Genomic DNA, 14,156 nt, shown 5'->3' with positions numbered 1-14,156 from the left:
TGTGTTAAACTCCTCCATAATCTTCTAAGAAAAAGGATGTGTGAGGCAATGAATAAATATTTGCCGCTAATGTTAACCGTAACACTTGCACTGGGAGCCTGTTCCTCCCCCACTGCAACAAAAGAACCTGAAAAGAAAGAAACTGCTTCGGAACAAGACAAGGCAGAAAAGAAACCGAAAGAAGACAAGGTAGCAGAAAAGAAGGAAGAGAGTCAGCCACCTTTTAAACCGCTGGAGCCGGCTAAGGATGCAGTGTCCTTGAAGGAAAGCCTGGCTGAAGAAACTCCGGCCGAAGAAACAGAGACCGATCAGGAGGGGCAAAAGGAAAAACCTCAGCGTACGGTACCTTTGGGTGAGACGCTTGCTAACGGTGTGGAAGACCCATCGGACGGACCATTAAAGAATCATCGTCTCGTAACCTACTACGGAACTCCGGCATCGAAACATATGGGGATTCTCGGAAAATACGAACCAGAAGAATACATAAAGAAACTGAAAGAACAAACCCAGGTCTATTCTGATCTCGACCCGGACCGTCCAGCGGTCCCGACGATTGAATTGATTACCACCATGGCCCAAAATGCGCCGGGTCCAGACGGTGATTATGTGCAGATGACGTCTGAGGAAAATATCGAAACGTATGTGAAGCTTGCCGAGAAGCATGATGCTCTCGTACTGCTCGATATCCAACTCGGAACGGATACGGTGATGAATCAGGTGAAAATGGTAGAAAAGTGGCTTAAGCGCCCGAATGTTCACCTCGCCATCGATACGGAATTCCACGTAGCGGAAGGTGAAAAACCCGGAGAGGATCTCGGTGAAGTCGATGGCCGCGACATCCAGGAGGCCATCGAGTATATAGGGGCGATGGCGGAAGAAAATAACCTCCCGGATAAACTGGTCCTCGTCCACCAATTCACCGGTCCCGTGCTGACGAACAAAGATGCAATCAAACCGACTGAAAACGTCGAAGTCGCCATCAACTTCGACGGTTGGGGAGCAGCCGCGGATAAGCAGGCATTGTATGGCCGATACGTCCGGGATGAGCCGACTCAGTATGGCGCCTTCAAAGTCTTCTATGAGAAGGATTTTCCTGTCCTGACACCCGAAGAGGTGCTGAAAATGGATCCGAGTCCGGCAGTCGTCAACTATCAGTAATTATGTTGACCTGTATAAAAAAAGCAAGGAATTCTCTTTGATGAGAAATCCTTGCTTTTTCATTTATCCTCCAATATAGGACATCTCGATTTTCCGGGATGCCTGGCTTTCTTCCGTCCTTATTTCAGAATAACGATCATCCCGTTTTTCCCATACGTTTCTGATCGCCTCTTTCAATTCATCATCTGAAGCATTACCCCGTATCATGGACTTCAAGTCGAATCCGCTTTGGGCAAATAGACAAGTGAACAGCTTTCCATCTGTGGATATCCGTGCCCGGTTGCAGCTGGTACAAAAACTTTCCGTCACGGAGGAAATGAATCCTACCTCCGTATCGGTCCCGTTATACCTATACCTTTTTGCCACCTCTCCGACGTAACCGGGCTCGACGGGTTCCAACGGATAGTGACTGTTTATGAGATCATGGATTTCCTTCTTGCTGATGACATCTTTATAATTCCAGCCATTTGTGGTTCCGACATCCATAAACTCGATGAACCTGAGAGTGATCCCTTCTCGTTTGAAATAGTGGACCATGGGCATGATCTCATTGTCGCTAAGACCTTTTTTCACGACCATATTCACTTTCACTTCAAGACCTTCCCCTTGTGCAGCGCGAATTCCATCTAATACAGGCTTCACTCCCCTGCCCACATCATTGATCTTCATAAATACCTCATCATTCAAGGAATCCAGACTTACATTCACTCTTGTCAGGCCGGCTTGTTTCAATGCCTTTGCATGCTTTGGCAGGAATACCCCGTTTGTCGTTAAGGCGATATCCTTTATCCCTGACACGTTATATAAGCTTTCAATCAGGACCGGCAGATTTCGTCTAAGCAACGGTTCTCCGCCCGTGAGTCGGATTTTTTCCACACCGAACTCAGAAAAAATGCCGGCTAAACGAGTGATCTCCTCAAATGAAAGAATCTCTTCTCTTTCTAAAAAGGGATAATCTGCACCAAAAATTTCTTTCGGCATGCAATACCTGCACCGGAAATTACATCGATCCGTTACAGAAATCCTCAAATCACGAAGGGTTCGGGTTCTCTTGTCTTTGATATGTTCCATGCAGGGCTCACTCCAGTTACATATTTCATACTTTCATTTAATATGAGTGTCGTAATCTTGCTTCGTATTAATATTATGAAAGGCTTCCCTTTCTCCTATTTCCTCTTCTGTCAGATAGAGGACAGAGAGTCCTTTAAGTATAGTACCCATTTTGTACTCTTCCCTAACGAGCTGGTCATAGATTCTTTCCCTGACAGAATTTCGGTACAGGGCCAATAAAGGCTGAAGCTTACCTCCGATGACCGGCACAATCGCATCGTACGTTCCATCTATTTTACTTACCAGGCAGTCCACTAAACTACTCGTCACCAGCGGTACATCGACAGGGAGGACGGCATACCATTCCGCTTGGCATTCATTCATGGCCGTGTAGATTCCAGCCAGGGGTCCACAGCCTTTGAATTCTTCCATATCCTCCACTACCTTCACATTCGCCATAGCATTGAATCGGGGAAATAACGTTCTGCTCGTTACAATGATCACCTCATCAGCAAATGAAGAAACGGCCTGAAGAGAGTGTTGAAAGAACGGCTTTCCTTTGAAGAGTGAGAAAGCTTTATCGCTTCCGAACCGCCTGGATTGTCCACCTGCCACTATGACTCCGGCTATTTTGACTTCACGCATCCTCCACACCTCTTTCCTTTTTCAAAGATGACTGAACCCATGAAAGATACCATTCTTCAAATTCCTTCATCCCGTCAGGTGAAAAATAAGCAATTTTCTCCTTCTGCTCTTCAATCACGAAAGGGGCGATCACCGCCATCACATTCTCGATCTCTCCAAGGAGTCCATGATCACTTTGGTCCCGGAGAAGGACGATCTTCGGATATCGTTCCCTTTTATATCCTTCTACTATGACGAGCTCCGTTTTCATATAAGAATAGATCGCTAGAATGTCATCAAGCTGCCAGTCCGGTTTTGAAATGGACAGCTGAAGCATGCCGTCTCCTTCTACACCTGATATCTCAGCTCCTGACTTCTGGTGAAACGTACTATCTGTGTCTTCAACCACATCGGGCGTACCGCCGTGCCCATGATGCTTACAAGAAGAGACCGAAACACCTGATGAAGTCGCCCATTCAATCATGCGGCACACCAGTGAAGTCTTCCCGCTATTCTTATACCCAACCACCTGTATAACCGGAACACCCTTGAACACACGCATCACCTCTCTGTCATTTATTAAATCCCTGTTCCAGGAGTGGGCAATTTACTTTCCTCCACATTACGATTACACTAAAAACAGAGGTGAACACAATGTCTAACTTTACTCATTTTAATGAAGAGGGCAGAGCAAAGATGGTCGATATATCGGATAAAAAGGAAACCGTCCGGAATGCCATTGCTCACTCTTCGATTCAAGTCAATCAGGAAATTCATCAAAAGATCGTCGATCATGATTTTAAAAAAGGCGATGTCCTTGGAGTGGCACAGGTTGCCGGTATCATGGCGGCAAAACAAACATCTTCCATTATCCCGATGTGCCATCCCATTCCCATCAGCAGTGTCAATATCTCTTTTACATGGAAAGAAATGAGTGAAGCCGCTTATGAGTTACATATTACGGCAGAAGTCAAAACGAAAGGGAGCACCGGCGTGGAGATGGAAGCCTTGACTGCCGCTACGGCAACAGCCCTTTGTGTGTATGATATGTGTAAGTCTGTAGATAAAGGAATGATCATCGGACAAACCTACTTATTGCATAAATCCGGCGGGAAAAATGGTGATTTTCACCGGGATCATCTCTGACACGCCATCCCCATGAATCTTCCGGCCTTCGATTTTCAAGGCCGGTCGTTGATTCGGTTCACCAATAACAGGAAGAGGAAGGAAAGTGCGATGCTTATCCCGACATACTTCCACGCCAGTCCGTCTTCCCCGGATTCAATGGCTACGTAAATGGCCGTCGAGATGGTCTGGGTTTTCCCCGGGATGTTCCCTGCAAACAATAACGTGGCGCCGAATTCCCCCAATGCCCTTGTGAAACTGAGTACCGATCCGGTCAGCAGGGATCTGCTTGCAAGCGGGATCGAAACGTACATTAGTGTCTTCCTCTCTGAAGCCCCATCCACCCGTGATGCATCCTCGATATCTTCATCTATGCCAAGAAATCCTGCTTTGGCTGATTGATACATCAAAGGGAACGCCACCACGACAGCGGCCACGATGGCGGCATATGGTGTAAACAAAATCGTTTCTCCCATTACTTTTTCTATAGCTCTCCCTATTGGACTATTGATCCCAAACACTATGAGAAGGATAAATCCAACGACGGACGGGGGTAATACGAGCGGCAGCATGAACACGGTTTCCAAAACGGTCTTGCCCCGAAAATGGATCCGGGAGAACGTATATGAAAGTGCTACAGAAACAATGAACGTAAAAATGGTTGCTGACGCTGCGACCAAAAGGGAAAGCTTGATAGGGAACCAAAATGATTCCATCTGAATGTCCACCTACTTTTATTCACAAATTACCCTTTCGAAAATCCAAATCTTTCAAACGTCGCTTTTCTTTTATCACTGATGACAAATTTATAGAAAGCGGCTGCTTCTTTAGGATGCTTGCTGCTTTTCAATACTCCGGCGTAGTAACCGATCTTTGAATGATAGGAAGGGTTGATCTCCCGAATGGATTTCACCTTTTCGCTTGCGGTCAAATCACTGGCATAGACAATCCCGAACGAAACAGACTGATTCTCTACCAGTGTAAGGACTCCTCTAACATCTTTGGCCAATACCAGCTGATCCTTGACCATATTCCACTTATCCATTCCCATCAGTGCCTGTTTCGCATAGTATCCCGCCGGTACGAATGCCGGGTTCCCTATGGCAAGCTTATCCTTTGAGCGGGAAAGTTCATTCAGATTTGGATTCCTGCTGGATGCAGGGGCGATGATCACTAACCGGTTTGTTAAGAACGACCCTCCAAGGCTTGAGTCAATCAATCCCCGGTCTACCAATCTCTCGTAATCCTTTTTTGATGCAGAAAGGAACACATCACTCGGTGCCCCCTGTTCCACCTGTTTTCTTAATGACCCGGTCCCTCCAAAGTTAAAGACGACCTGAATGGTGGGATGCTGCTTTTCAAATTCCTTTTTCACTTCCATCATACTATCTTTCAGACTGGCCGCTGCCGATATGGTCAGGGTGACCTTGTCCTGTTCTTCAGGAGAACAGCCGGTTACGAGGAGTATGATGGTGATGATGATCCATATCCTTTTTCTCATCATGTGTTCCTTCTACCTCGAATCCTTTGTCAATTCACTTGCCATATGACCTATTTCGGGAATGATCAATTGTTCCATCGCAAGCTTCACGGCCCCCGATGATCCCGGCATGGAAAAAATGATCGTGTCACCCGATACTCCTGCTATCGCCCTTGATAGAATGGCGGCAGAGCCTATATCATCCCGGTAGCTCAGGAATCGGAACAGTTCACCAAAGCCCACCAATTCTTTATCCAATAACGATTTTACCGCTTCTATCGTTACATCCCTTTTGCTTATACCGGTTCCGCCATTTAATAGAACCGCCTGTATTTCTTGATTATGTATCGCTTTTTCCAGTGCAGCCGTGATGAGGCTGATATCATCTTTTACGATTTCATATTCAGCGACTGCATGGCCTGATTGTTGGAGAAGTTCCTTCAGCAGCTTCCCGCTTTTATCTGTTTCTTTTGTTCTTGTATCGCTTACTGTAACCACTTTACATGAGACTACTTTAGCCGATGACTTCCGATGTTCCGCTAGCAATGGATCGTCCCCTTTCATATCTTTATCGTTCGTTGTCCATTATCCCCCGCTTACTGGGGGAATGAGGGCAACGACGTCTCCTGATGAAATCACTTCATCTTCAAGGGAGTATTGTTCATTGACGGCAACCATGACACCATCCAGGGGAAGGTCATACTCCTCCATCAGCCTTTCCTTCAACTCTTTCACGGTGAGTTCCCCCTTATCGATCGTCATCTCTTGTCGACCTGCTCTTTCCTGCAGATGGGCAAAAAGGAATACCTTAATCATCCGTTCCACTTCCTTTCATCGGTTTCCCGTCAGGATATTCCACCTGCTGTAGTTGATCTCCTATCCACTGTTCCCCATCTTCCCAGTGCTCTTTCTTCCAGATCGGGACGACTTTCTTAATCTGTTCAATCACGTATTCATTGGCTTCATAGGCCGCTTTCCTGTGGGGGGATGATACGGCAATGACCACTGCGTGATCGGATATTTCGAGCCTTCCCACCCGGTGTGTGATCGCTACCTTGGCAGCCGGCCATTTGTCTTGGACCTGCCCCCCGATTTCTGCAAGTTTCTTTACAGCCATTGATTCATAGGCCTGATATTCTAAATAGAGGGTTCTTCTTCCTTTCGTCCATTCCCTGACGGTGCCGCAAAAAATGGTTACGGCCCCGGCGTCGCGGCTTTCCACTTTCGCAGAAACTTCTTCTGGATGAATAGGAGCGTCTGTTATCACAAATAAATCATCATTCACGGAGCTGCATCCTTTCTTCACTTGATTCCTTTTTCTGAAAAGGATTCCCGAACTGTTCACTGCCCTGCTGATCGTCCAGCAGCAGGACCTGAACCCGCATTCCCTGCTTATATCCCCTTGTTCCACCCGGAAGGACAATCAGGACATTGGCAGAAGCCAGGGAGGATACGACTCCTGATTTATCAAGACCTGTAGGCGCGGCAATCACGCTTCCGCCTGAATACGTCATTTCCCCCCGGACAAACCGGGTAAAGGGATTTGGTTTGGGAAAATCTTTACCGAGAACGGCTTCTTCACTTCTGACAAAAAGATGTGGGCAGTTTAAAAAATACCGAATGACGGGTCGGACGAATAATTCAAAGCCTACATAACAGGCAGATGGATTGCCGGATAATCCGAATAGGAGCTTTCCATCCTTCTCTGCAACCGTTGTGACACTTCCAGGCCGCATTCCAACTTTATTGAAAAGTACATTGGCACCAAGCTTACGATAAATATCCGGAAGGTAATCATAATCGCCGACGGATACACCGCCTGTCGTGATCAGGAAATCCACCTGTTGAAGGGCATTTTCCACGTGCCCGAAACACAAGTCAAAGTCATCGCTCAATTGCCCCAGGAAAATCCCTTCGCCCCCTGCCCGTTCAATCTGGGAGAGGACCATATAGGAATTACTATTCCGAATCTTGCCGGGTGCGAGTGGTTCATTTATTTCAAGCAGTTCACTTCCCGTCGCCAGGACCCCTACTTTCGGTTTCCTGCTGACGGGTACTTCCTTATAGCCGAATGTGGCCAGGAGTGCCACGATCCCGGGATTGATGTACGTTCCTTTTTCAGCAAGGATCGTCCCTTTTTTCGTATCCTCCCCGCGGAAGGAAATATTGTCCCCCTCCTTATACGGCCGGTTTATGGTCATGTATACTCTTCCGTTTTCTTCATAGTTCTTCACCAATTCAAGCATGACCACTGCGTTCGCTCCCTCGGGAATCGGTGCGCCTGTCATGATCCTGACGGCCTGGTTTTCTTTTATTGGTTGATTATATACACTTCCTGCCCCAATTTCAGAAACCACTTCCATCCTAACAGGGTTTTCCCTCGATGCATCTGCCGTATCTTCGGCTCTTATGGCAAACCCATCATATGGAGAGCGATCAAATAGAGGGACGTCATGATCGGCAAATAGATTTCCCCCAAGGATTCTGCCGGTTGCCTTTTCAATTTCCACGGTTTCGATTGTGCCTGTCTTTTTATACTTCAGGAGACTTTCTATGGCTTCTTCTACATTAATGGGCGTTCGACGTTCCAACATCTATCCCCCTCCTATCCAATTAAGCGATGGTAAATCTTTTTAGCTTCGTTCATATCATTGGTACCATGGATAAATGTCCGGCCATCATGAAAGAACACGATCCTGTAAGGCTCATAATGAAACGAAAGCAAATAGGGATTCCGCTTCATATCACCTAACCCCTCTAAGTTTTGTTCCAGCTCATGTAATGAGTGAGTATGATGCGGCGACCTGATCTGCACTGTATCCCTTCCACAAAGAACCGTTGTCTTTATCCGGTTTTCGAACTGTAAATATGGATAAACAGGATTTTCACCACAGGAAGGGCAGTCCTCTCTTTTCGCCTTTGATACATTCATCGTAAAGGATTGATTGCCCCACAGATCGAAGGTGATCAGCCCGCTTCTCAATGAGTCGTAATCTTCCACTAAAAGCTTCAGTGCTTCCGTCGTTTGATAGGCCGCTACCATTTGCACCGCAGGAGCGATGATACCGGAAGAATCACACGTCCCCCCTGACATCGGGAAGGATCCCGTGAGACAATTCAAGCAAGGCGTCTTTCCCGGAAGGATCGTATAGCTCATCCCTGTGCTCCCGACACAGGATCCATATATCCACGGAACGTGATGTTTTAGAGAGATGTCATTTATGATAAAGCGAATATCAAAATTATCCGTACAATCCAACAACAGATCCGCATCGTTCGCGTGTTTTGACAGCCACTCTGCGTCAGCTTCTGCCACGCAGGCGGTGATATGTACTCCTGAATGAATTTTTTCCAATCGGTTTTTGGCGGCGACCGCTTTAGGTAACCCCTCCACGGCATCGCTCTCTGTATATAACTGCTGACGATGAAGGTTGCTCATCTCTACATAATCGCGGTCAATGATTGTCAATCTGCCTACACCCGCCCTGACAAGGGATTCTGCATTGGCAGATCCCAACGCCCCCGCCCCGATCACGACGACATGCTTTTCAGCTATCTTCCCCTGCCCGGCTTCCCCGATAGGTTTGAACAATATTTGACGGGAATATCTGTCACTCATCCTGCTTCCGCCCCTTTTAGGCTCTGTTCGTTTCAAGTGAAGGGTTGGTATCCCTTCCCCGAACTCTATTTTTCAGAGCATTCTTAATAATCATAGAAACATTATCTTTTACCCTAAAGAGTCCATTTATATTCCTAATATGATCATAACTTTCTATCAATCTATCTTTTTACCGACATCACACCGTTTATACGGTTTATATTAAGCACTTTTCCCAAAGGTTGTTGTTTTCTAACATAGGAAATGCCGAGGCTCTGTCTATGTGAGGATGGGATAGATGGTGAGGGGAACGGCTTCGCTTTCCGGCGGACGAACGAACAAGCCTCCTCGCATTCGCTGCGGGGTCTTGTCTCGTCCGTTTTTCCGCAGGAGTCTACGCCGTTCCCCTCCCCATCTAAAAGAGAAATCGTGACAGAGCTTACTAGTAGAAAAACGAATGGAATAATACTTTACTATTCAAGCTAAAATCGACCACTATGCACATAAAAAAATGATTTTTTCTAAACGTGTATGGAAGTATATTAATCTCCATACCAATACAGTTGATTGTAGCGGAAGGTGCTCGACTCCGACGGGAATAGCGGGAAAGTTGAGACCCCGCAGGGCAAAGCCCGAGGAGGCTCAACTCACGCCCCGCGGAAAGCGAGCACCTGCAGCGGAAATCAACCACTCCTCGCTACCTTACATAGCCACAAAGTTTACGAAATGAACCTTATATCAAATTAAGAACCTATTTTTTCATTTTTTTAAACATTTCATGTTTTCCTTTCTTACTTAATAGGGAAAACACGATATGATGATAGTTTCATAAAGGGGAGGAGATCCTGTTGGAGGATAAAAGTATTCTAACCCGTACTGTCCGCAAATATGGAAATGGAGCCTTTTTTGATGAAGTGGATGAGGTGGCGGCTGAATTCCCGCTTACCGTTCATTTAAATGGGGAAGAATGGGCGACGATGGTCTGTTCTCCTTCCAATCTGGAGGAATTGGTGGTTGGCTTTCTGGCTTCTGAGGGGATCATTCGGCGCTTCAGTGAAATCACCCGTCTCTCCATCGATCAGGATAAAGGGTTCGCCTATGTACAAATCGATAAGCTGCCGGAAGACCGGGCAAGGAATACCTCGAAACGATTTATCGGTTCCTGCTGCGGGAAAAGCAGACAATTTTATTTCACGAACGATATGCTCACGGCTAAAACGGTTACGGCCAATACGGAACTTACCGCTCTCATGGCCATTCATCACATGCAAGAGCTGCAGGAGCATTCCCAGGATTTTCACAGAACAGGAGGAATGCACAATGCAGCAATTTGCAGTACCACCGGCATCATCCAATGTTATCAGGATATCGGAAGACATAACGCACTGGATAAGCTCTATGGATACTGCCTCATGAATCACATTCCGGTCAGGGATAAGGTCATTGCGTTCAGCGGGAGGATCTCTTCTGAGGTGCTGCTGAAGATTTCCAAGATGGGGATTGCCATCCTGCTTTCCAAGTCGGCGCCGACCAATCTTGCATTGGAACTTGCAGATGACCTGGGGATCACGGCCGTTGGATTCATCAGGGGTGACAGAATGAATATCTATACACACCCTGAAAGGATCACCGGTACAGAGCTACATATTTAGGAAAGCATGTAAATCGATTAAGAGGGGGAGTTTTTTTAATGGAAGGAAAGGTAACCGTTTTCATCAATGGCATTCAATATGAGGCAGAACCAGGTATGTCTGTCCTGGAATTTCTTAATCTAAGGAAGGTGGAAATTCCACAGGTTTGTTACCAGGAAAGCCTCGGAGCCATCGAAACCTGTGATACATGCATTGTCTCCATTAATGGGGAATTGAAAAGAGCCTGTGGGACACCGCTTCAGGAAGCAATGGATATTCAGACGGAGCTTTCCCATGTGAAAGAGGCCAGATTCAAAGCGATGGACACCATTTTAGAAAACCACGAACTATACTGTACGGTCTGTGAGAAAAACAATGGTGACTGCACCCTCCATAATACAGTGGCCATGATGGGGCTTGAGCATCAGATGAAACCGTTCGAACCGAAGCCATATGAGAAAGATTTCTCCGGCCAATTCTATCGGTATGATCCGGATCAATGCATCCTTTGCGGAAAATGCGTGGAAGCATGCCAGGATATCCAGGTCAATGAAACACTGTCCATTGACTGGGAGCGTAAAAATCCCCGTGTCATCTGGGACAATGATGTCCCGATCGATCAGTCCTCCTGTGTCAGCTGCGGGCAATGTGTGACCGTATGTCCGTGCAACGCCCTCATGGAAAACGATATGCTCGGAAAAGCGGGGTATATGACAGGCTATAATACGAGCCTCCTGCGCTCGATGATTGATATCACGAAAAATGTGGAAACTGGCTACGGTCCCCTTTTCGCCGTTTCCGATTCAGAAGCCCAGATGAGGGATGATCAAATCAAGAAAACCAAAACCGTGTGCACGTATTGCGGGGTGGGCTGCAGCTTCAATGTCTGGACAAAAGGAAGGGACATACTAAAGATGTCCCCTACAGAAGAAGCTCCGGCTAACGGGATTGCGTCCTGTGTGAAAGGGAAATTCGGATACGGTCATGTGAACAGCGACAAACGGCTCACCCGTCCATTGATCCGCGAGGGAGATCATTTCAAAGAAGTCGAATGGGAAGAAGCCCTCCATTATGTGGCAGAGAAATTCAAGGAAATCAAAGAAAAGAATGGACCGGACGCACTCGGATTCATCGCCTCCTCCAAGGCCACCAATGAAGAGTCCTATCTCCTGCAAAAGTTGGCGAGACAGGTCATCGGAACGAATAACGTGGATAATTGTTCCCGCTATTGCCAATCTCCCGCAACCAAAGGGTTATTCAGGACAGTCGGATACGGAGGGGATGCAGGTTCCATGAAGGATATCGAGCATGCCGACCTGGTCATGCTGGTCGGGACAAACACAGCGGATGCCCATCCTGTGCTCGCTTCCAAAATCAAACGTTCTCACAAACTCTTCGGACAAAAATTGATTGTGGCTGACTTACGAAAGCATGAAATGGCCCAGAGAGCCGATATGTTCCTACATCCAAATCCAGGGACCGATCTCGTATGGCTATCTGCCCTATCCAAATTCATCATTGATCAAGGTTGGCATGATAAAGAGTTCATCGATGAAAAGGTGAATGATTTCGATGAATTTTATCAAAGCCTTGCTCCTTTCACCATGGAATATGCCGAGGAAAAAACGGGTATTTCCCAGGAACATCTCAAAGCCGTTGCAGAGAATATCCACCGAGCTGGTTCAACAGTCATTTGCTGGGCAATGGGGGTTACACAGCATCAAATCGGGTCTGATACGTCCACTGCCATCTCGAACCTTCTGCTGGTGACAGGAAACTATGGAAAACCCGGGGCAGGCGCATACCCTCTCCGCGGTCATAATAACGTCCAGGGAGCAAGCGATTTCGGAAGCATGCCGAATACCTTCCCGGGCTACCAGAGTGTGGAGGATGAAGAAATCCGTGCAAAATTCGAAAAGGCCTGGAAAACGGAGCTTCCTAAAGATGTCGGTATGAACAACCACGAAATGGTGGAGGAAATCCATGAAGGAAACCTGAAAGGATTGTATGTCACCGGTGAGGATATGGGAATCGTCGACTCGAACATCAACTATGTGACAGACGCCTTTGAGAAGCTTGAGTTCTTCGTCGTCCAGGATCTGTTCCTTACAAAGACCGCAGAATATGCCGACGTCGTGCTTCCTGCCGTACCAAGTGTCGAAAAGGAAGGGACCTTCACGAATACGGAGCGACGCATCCAGCGTATATATCAAGCCCTCGAACCGTTAGGGGAAGCAAGACCCGACTGGGAAATTTATTCAGGTATCGCTGAAAAACTTGGATTCAATTGGAATTATCAATCTCCGGCAGACATCATGGATGAAGCCGCTTCACTCACACCATTGATTGCCGGGGTTTCCTACGACAGATTGGAAGGATTCAACAGTCTGCAATGGCCCGTACAGGAGGACGGGACGGATACACCTCTCCTATACACGGACGGATTCCACTTCGATGACGGAAAAGCCCGATTCTACCCGCTCCAATATGAATACAATTATCCTGCACAAAAAGGATACGATTATCATGTGAATAACGGGCGGGTTCTTGAACATTTCCATGAAGGAAATATGACCTCCCATACGAGAGGCATCCGAAATAAAATCCCGGAACCATTTTTTGAAGTATCCGAGAAAATGGCTAAGGAACTTGACATTGAAGAAGGGGCCCTCATCAAGCTTTCCAATGATAATGGAGAGAGCACCGGCAGGGTCCATGTGACGAAGGAAGTATTTGACAAGGAATTGTTCATTACCTTAAACAGTGACGGTAAAAATGCGGTGAACTACTTGACGAGCAGCCGTGTGGATAAAGACACGGATACACCTGCTTATAAAGAGGTTCCTGCCAAAGTGGAAGTTCTCGAGAAAAAAGGGAAATCTCCCATTCCCCATAATAATCACCGCTGGGCAACACGCAATCCGCAAATGGGCCCTGAAGTAGAAAGAAAATGGGATCGAAAAGATTACGTCTTCCCGGGAAGTGAGGTTGATACGAATGGCTAAATCCATTGATAAGATTATTCCTCTCGAGATTCCGAAAGAAAAAATTCAGGAGCAGAACTTGAATGAACTGATAGAAGCCCTGGCTGATAATAAAGATTCCCTTTTAAAGGTCATCGGAATCATAAAGCACATGGATGAAAATCGAAATCTGGATACAATCAGCGCAATGGTAAATCATCAGGAGGACATCCTGTATAACTTTTCAAAGGAAGCCAATAAAGATCAGAACGCGGCCATCCTTAATAATCTGGCCCGTATGACTGAATTACTCGGGAGTTTGAATCTGGAAGGAATTGAAACATTGAGTGTCCGGAATACACGAAATCTGAATATAGGAAAAGAAAGGCCTCCTACCAAGAGAACCGGGATTTTCGGACTGTTTCGCGCCCTCGGGGACCCGGCCGTTCAGCGTACGATTACGATCATCATCTATATTTTAAGAGGGATCGGGAAAAACCGGGTGAAAAACGACAAGAAATAATATA

The 14,156-nt window shown here is 46.7% G+C and carries 15 protein-coding genes; 5 read left to right on the top strand and 10 right to left on the bottom strand.

The window, feature by feature from the left end; translation table 11 throughout:
- Nucleotides 1-48: 48 nt before the first annotated feature.
- Nucleotides 49-1,158: a hypothetical protein gene (locus N5C46_RS19745; protein WP_261749901.1), complete on the top strand. Its 1,110-nt coding sequence runs from the start codon at nucleotides 49-51 to the stop codon at nucleotides 1,156-1,158.
- Between the two features lie 63 nt (nucleotides 1,159-1,221).
- Here N5C46_RS19745 and moaA read toward each other — a convergent pair whose 3' ends face one another.
- From moaA to mobB, 3 genes are read right to left on the bottom strand one after another with little or no spacing between them, the layout of a single operon-like run.
- On the bottom strand, nucleotides 1,222-2,229 hold the full coding sequence (moaA, locus tag N5C46_RS19740; RefSeq protein WP_261749900.1) for a GTP 3',8-cyclase MoaA: 1,008 nt from the start codon (nucleotides 2,227-2,229) through the stop codon (nucleotides 1,222-1,224).
- A 33-nt stretch (nucleotides 2,230-2,262) separates the two neighbouring features.
- Nucleotides 2,263-2,853 (bottom strand): molybdenum cofactor guanylyltransferase, encoded by a 591-nt coding sequence (locus N5C46_RS19735; RefSeq protein ID WP_261749899.1) that lies wholly within the window; start codon nucleotides 2,851-2,853, stop codon nucleotides 2,263-2,265.
- Complete coding sequence (mobB, locus tag N5C46_RS19730) at nucleotides 2,846-3,388, bottom strand: molybdopterin-guanine dinucleotide biosynthesis protein B (protein ID WP_261749898.1); 543 nt, start codon at nucleotides 3,386-3,388, stop codon at nucleotides 2,846-2,848. The genes N5C46_RS19735 and mobB overlap by 8 nt, the downstream gene beginning before the upstream one ends.
- A 98-nt stretch (nucleotides 3,389-3,486) precedes the next feature.
- On the opposite strand from mobB, the gene moaC reads away from it, so the two are divergent.
- The gene (gene moaC, locus N5C46_RS19725; protein ID WP_261749897.1) at nucleotides 3,487-3,978 is read left to right on the top strand and encodes a cyclic pyranopterin monophosphate synthase MoaC; all 492 of its coding nucleotides are present in this window, start codon (nucleotides 3,487-3,489) and stop codon (nucleotides 3,976-3,978) included.
- 35 nt (nucleotides 3,979-4,013) lie between these two features.
- On the opposite strand, the gene modB is transcribed toward moaC, so the two are convergent.
- Genes modB through N5C46_RS19690 form a run of 7 tightly spaced genes read right to left on the bottom strand, consistent with a single transcriptional unit; the run spans nucleotide 4,014 to nucleotide 9,056 of the window.
- The gene (gene modB / locus N5C46_RS19720) at nucleotides 4,014-4,673 is read right to left on the bottom strand and encodes a molybdate ABC transporter permease subunit (RefSeq protein ID WP_261749896.1); all 660 of its coding nucleotides are present in this window, start codon (nucleotides 4,671-4,673) and stop codon (nucleotides 4,014-4,016) included.
- Between the two features lie 29 nt (nucleotides 4,674-4,702).
- Nucleotides 4,703-5,458: a molybdate ABC transporter substrate-binding protein gene (gene modA, locus N5C46_RS19715; RefSeq protein WP_261749895.1), complete on the bottom strand. Its 756-nt coding sequence runs from the start codon at nucleotides 5,456-5,458 to the stop codon at nucleotides 4,703-4,705.
- Nucleotides 5,459-5,470: 12 nt separating this feature from the next.
- Nucleotides 5,471-6,001, bottom strand: coding sequence for a MogA/MoaB family molybdenum cofactor biosynthesis protein (locus tag N5C46_RS19710; RefSeq protein WP_261749894.1), 531 nt, complete (start codon nucleotides 5,999-6,001; stop codon nucleotides 5,471-5,473).
- 21 nt (nucleotides 6,002-6,022) lie between these two features.
- Nucleotides 6,023-6,253: a molybdopterin converting factor subunit 1 gene (gene moaD, locus N5C46_RS19705; protein WP_261749893.1), complete on the bottom strand. Its 231-nt coding sequence runs from the start codon at nucleotides 6,251-6,253 to the stop codon at nucleotides 6,023-6,025.
- A complete protein-coding gene (locus N5C46_RS19700; RefSeq protein WP_261749892.1) occupies nucleotides 6,246-6,722 on the bottom strand; it encodes a molybdenum cofactor biosynthesis protein MoaE in 477 nt (158 codons plus the stop codon). Before N5C46_RS19700 ends, moaD begins: the two co-directional genes overlap by 8 nt.
- Complete coding sequence (gene glp, locus N5C46_RS19695; RefSeq protein WP_261749891.1) at nucleotides 6,715-8,031, bottom strand: molybdopterin molybdotransferase MoeA; 1,317 nt, start codon at nucleotides 8,029-8,031, stop codon at nucleotides 6,715-6,717. Before glp ends, N5C46_RS19700 begins: the two co-directional genes overlap by 8 nt.
- Before the next feature lie 11 nt (nucleotides 8,032-8,042).
- The gene (locus tag N5C46_RS19690) at nucleotides 8,043-9,056 is read right to left on the bottom strand and encodes a MoeB/ThiF family adenylyltransferase (protein WP_261749890.1); all 1,014 of its coding nucleotides are present in this window, start codon (nucleotides 9,054-9,056) and stop codon (nucleotides 8,043-8,045) included.
- An 827-nt stretch (nucleotides 9,057-9,883) separates the two neighbouring features.
- Here N5C46_RS19690 and fdhD point away from each other — a divergent pair.
- From fdhD to N5C46_RS19675, 3 genes are read left to right on the top strand one after another with little or no spacing between them, the layout of a single operon-like run.
- Nucleotides 9,884-10,687, top strand: coding sequence for a formate dehydrogenase accessory sulfurtransferase FdhD (gene fdhD / locus N5C46_RS19685; RefSeq protein ID WP_261749889.1), 804 nt, complete (start codon nucleotides 9,884-9,886; stop codon nucleotides 10,685-10,687).
- 38 nt (nucleotides 10,688-10,725) lie between these two features.
- A complete protein-coding gene (fdhF, locus tag N5C46_RS19680) occupies nucleotides 10,726-13,671 on the top strand; it encodes a formate dehydrogenase subunit alpha (RefSeq protein WP_261749888.1) in 2,946 nt (981 codons plus the stop codon).
- Entirely contained in the window at nucleotides 13,664-14,152 is a 489-nt protein-coding gene (locus N5C46_RS19675) for a helical membrane plugin domain-containing protein (protein ID WP_034765705.1), read from the top strand. The genes fdhF and N5C46_RS19675 overlap by 8 nt, the downstream gene beginning before the upstream one ends.
- The last annotated feature ends 4 nt before the right edge of the window (nucleotides 14,153-14,156 follow it).

It is taken from the genome of Rossellomorea vietnamensis (genome assembly GCF_025398035.1).
In the GTDB taxonomy this organism is placed as follows: Bacteria; Bacillota; Bacilli; order Bacillales; family Bacillaceae_B; genus Rossellomorea; species Rossellomorea vietnamensis_B.
The sequence above is the reverse complement of the archived record's forward strand: the minus strand, read 5'-3'. Positions and strand labels throughout refer to the sequence as shown.

Coding starts and splice junctions, on each gene's coding strand:
- N5C46_RS19745 (WP_261749901.1), top strand. CDS start 49: ATGAATAAATATTTGCCGCTAATGTTAACCGTAACACTTGCACTGGGA.
- modA (WP_261749895.1), bottom strand. CDS start 5,458: ATGAGAAAAAGGATATGGATCATCATCACCATCATACTCCTCGTAACC.
- moaC (WP_261749897.1), top strand. CDS start 3,487: ATGTCTAACTTTACTCATTTTAATGAAGAGGGCAGAGCAAAGATGGTC.
- N5C46_RS19690 (WP_261749890.1), bottom strand. CDS start 9,056: ATGAGTGACAGATATTCCCGTCAAATATTGTTCAAACCTATCGGGGAA.
- moaD (WP_261749893.1), bottom strand. CDS start 6,253: ATGATTAAGGTATTCCTTTTTGCCCATCTGCAGGAAAGAGCAGGTCGA.
- fdhF (WP_261749888.1), top strand. CDS start 10,726: ATGGAAGGAAAGGTAACCGTTTTCATCAATGGCATTCAATATGAGGCA.
- modB (WP_261749896.1), bottom strand. CDS start 4,673: ATGGAATCATTTTGGTTCCCTATCAAGCTTTCCCTTTTGGTCGCAGCG.
- glp (WP_261749891.1), bottom strand. CDS start 8,031: ATGTTGGAACGTCGAACGCCCATTAATGTAGAAGAAGCCATAGAAAGT.
- N5C46_RS19675 (WP_034765705.1), top strand. CDS start 13,664: ATGGCTAAATCCATTGATAAGATTATTCCTCTCGAGATTCCGAAAGAA.
- N5C46_RS19735 (WP_261749899.1), bottom strand. CDS start 2,853: ATGCGTGAAGTCAAAATAGCCGGAGTCATAGTGGCAGGTGGACAATCC.
- moaA (WP_261749900.1), bottom strand. CDS start 2,229: ATGGAACATATCAAAGACAAGAGAACCCGAACCCTTCGTGATTTGAGG.
- N5C46_RS19710 (WP_261749894.1), bottom strand. CDS start 6,001: ATGAAAGGGGACGATCCATTGCTAGCGGAACATCGGAAGTCATCGGCT.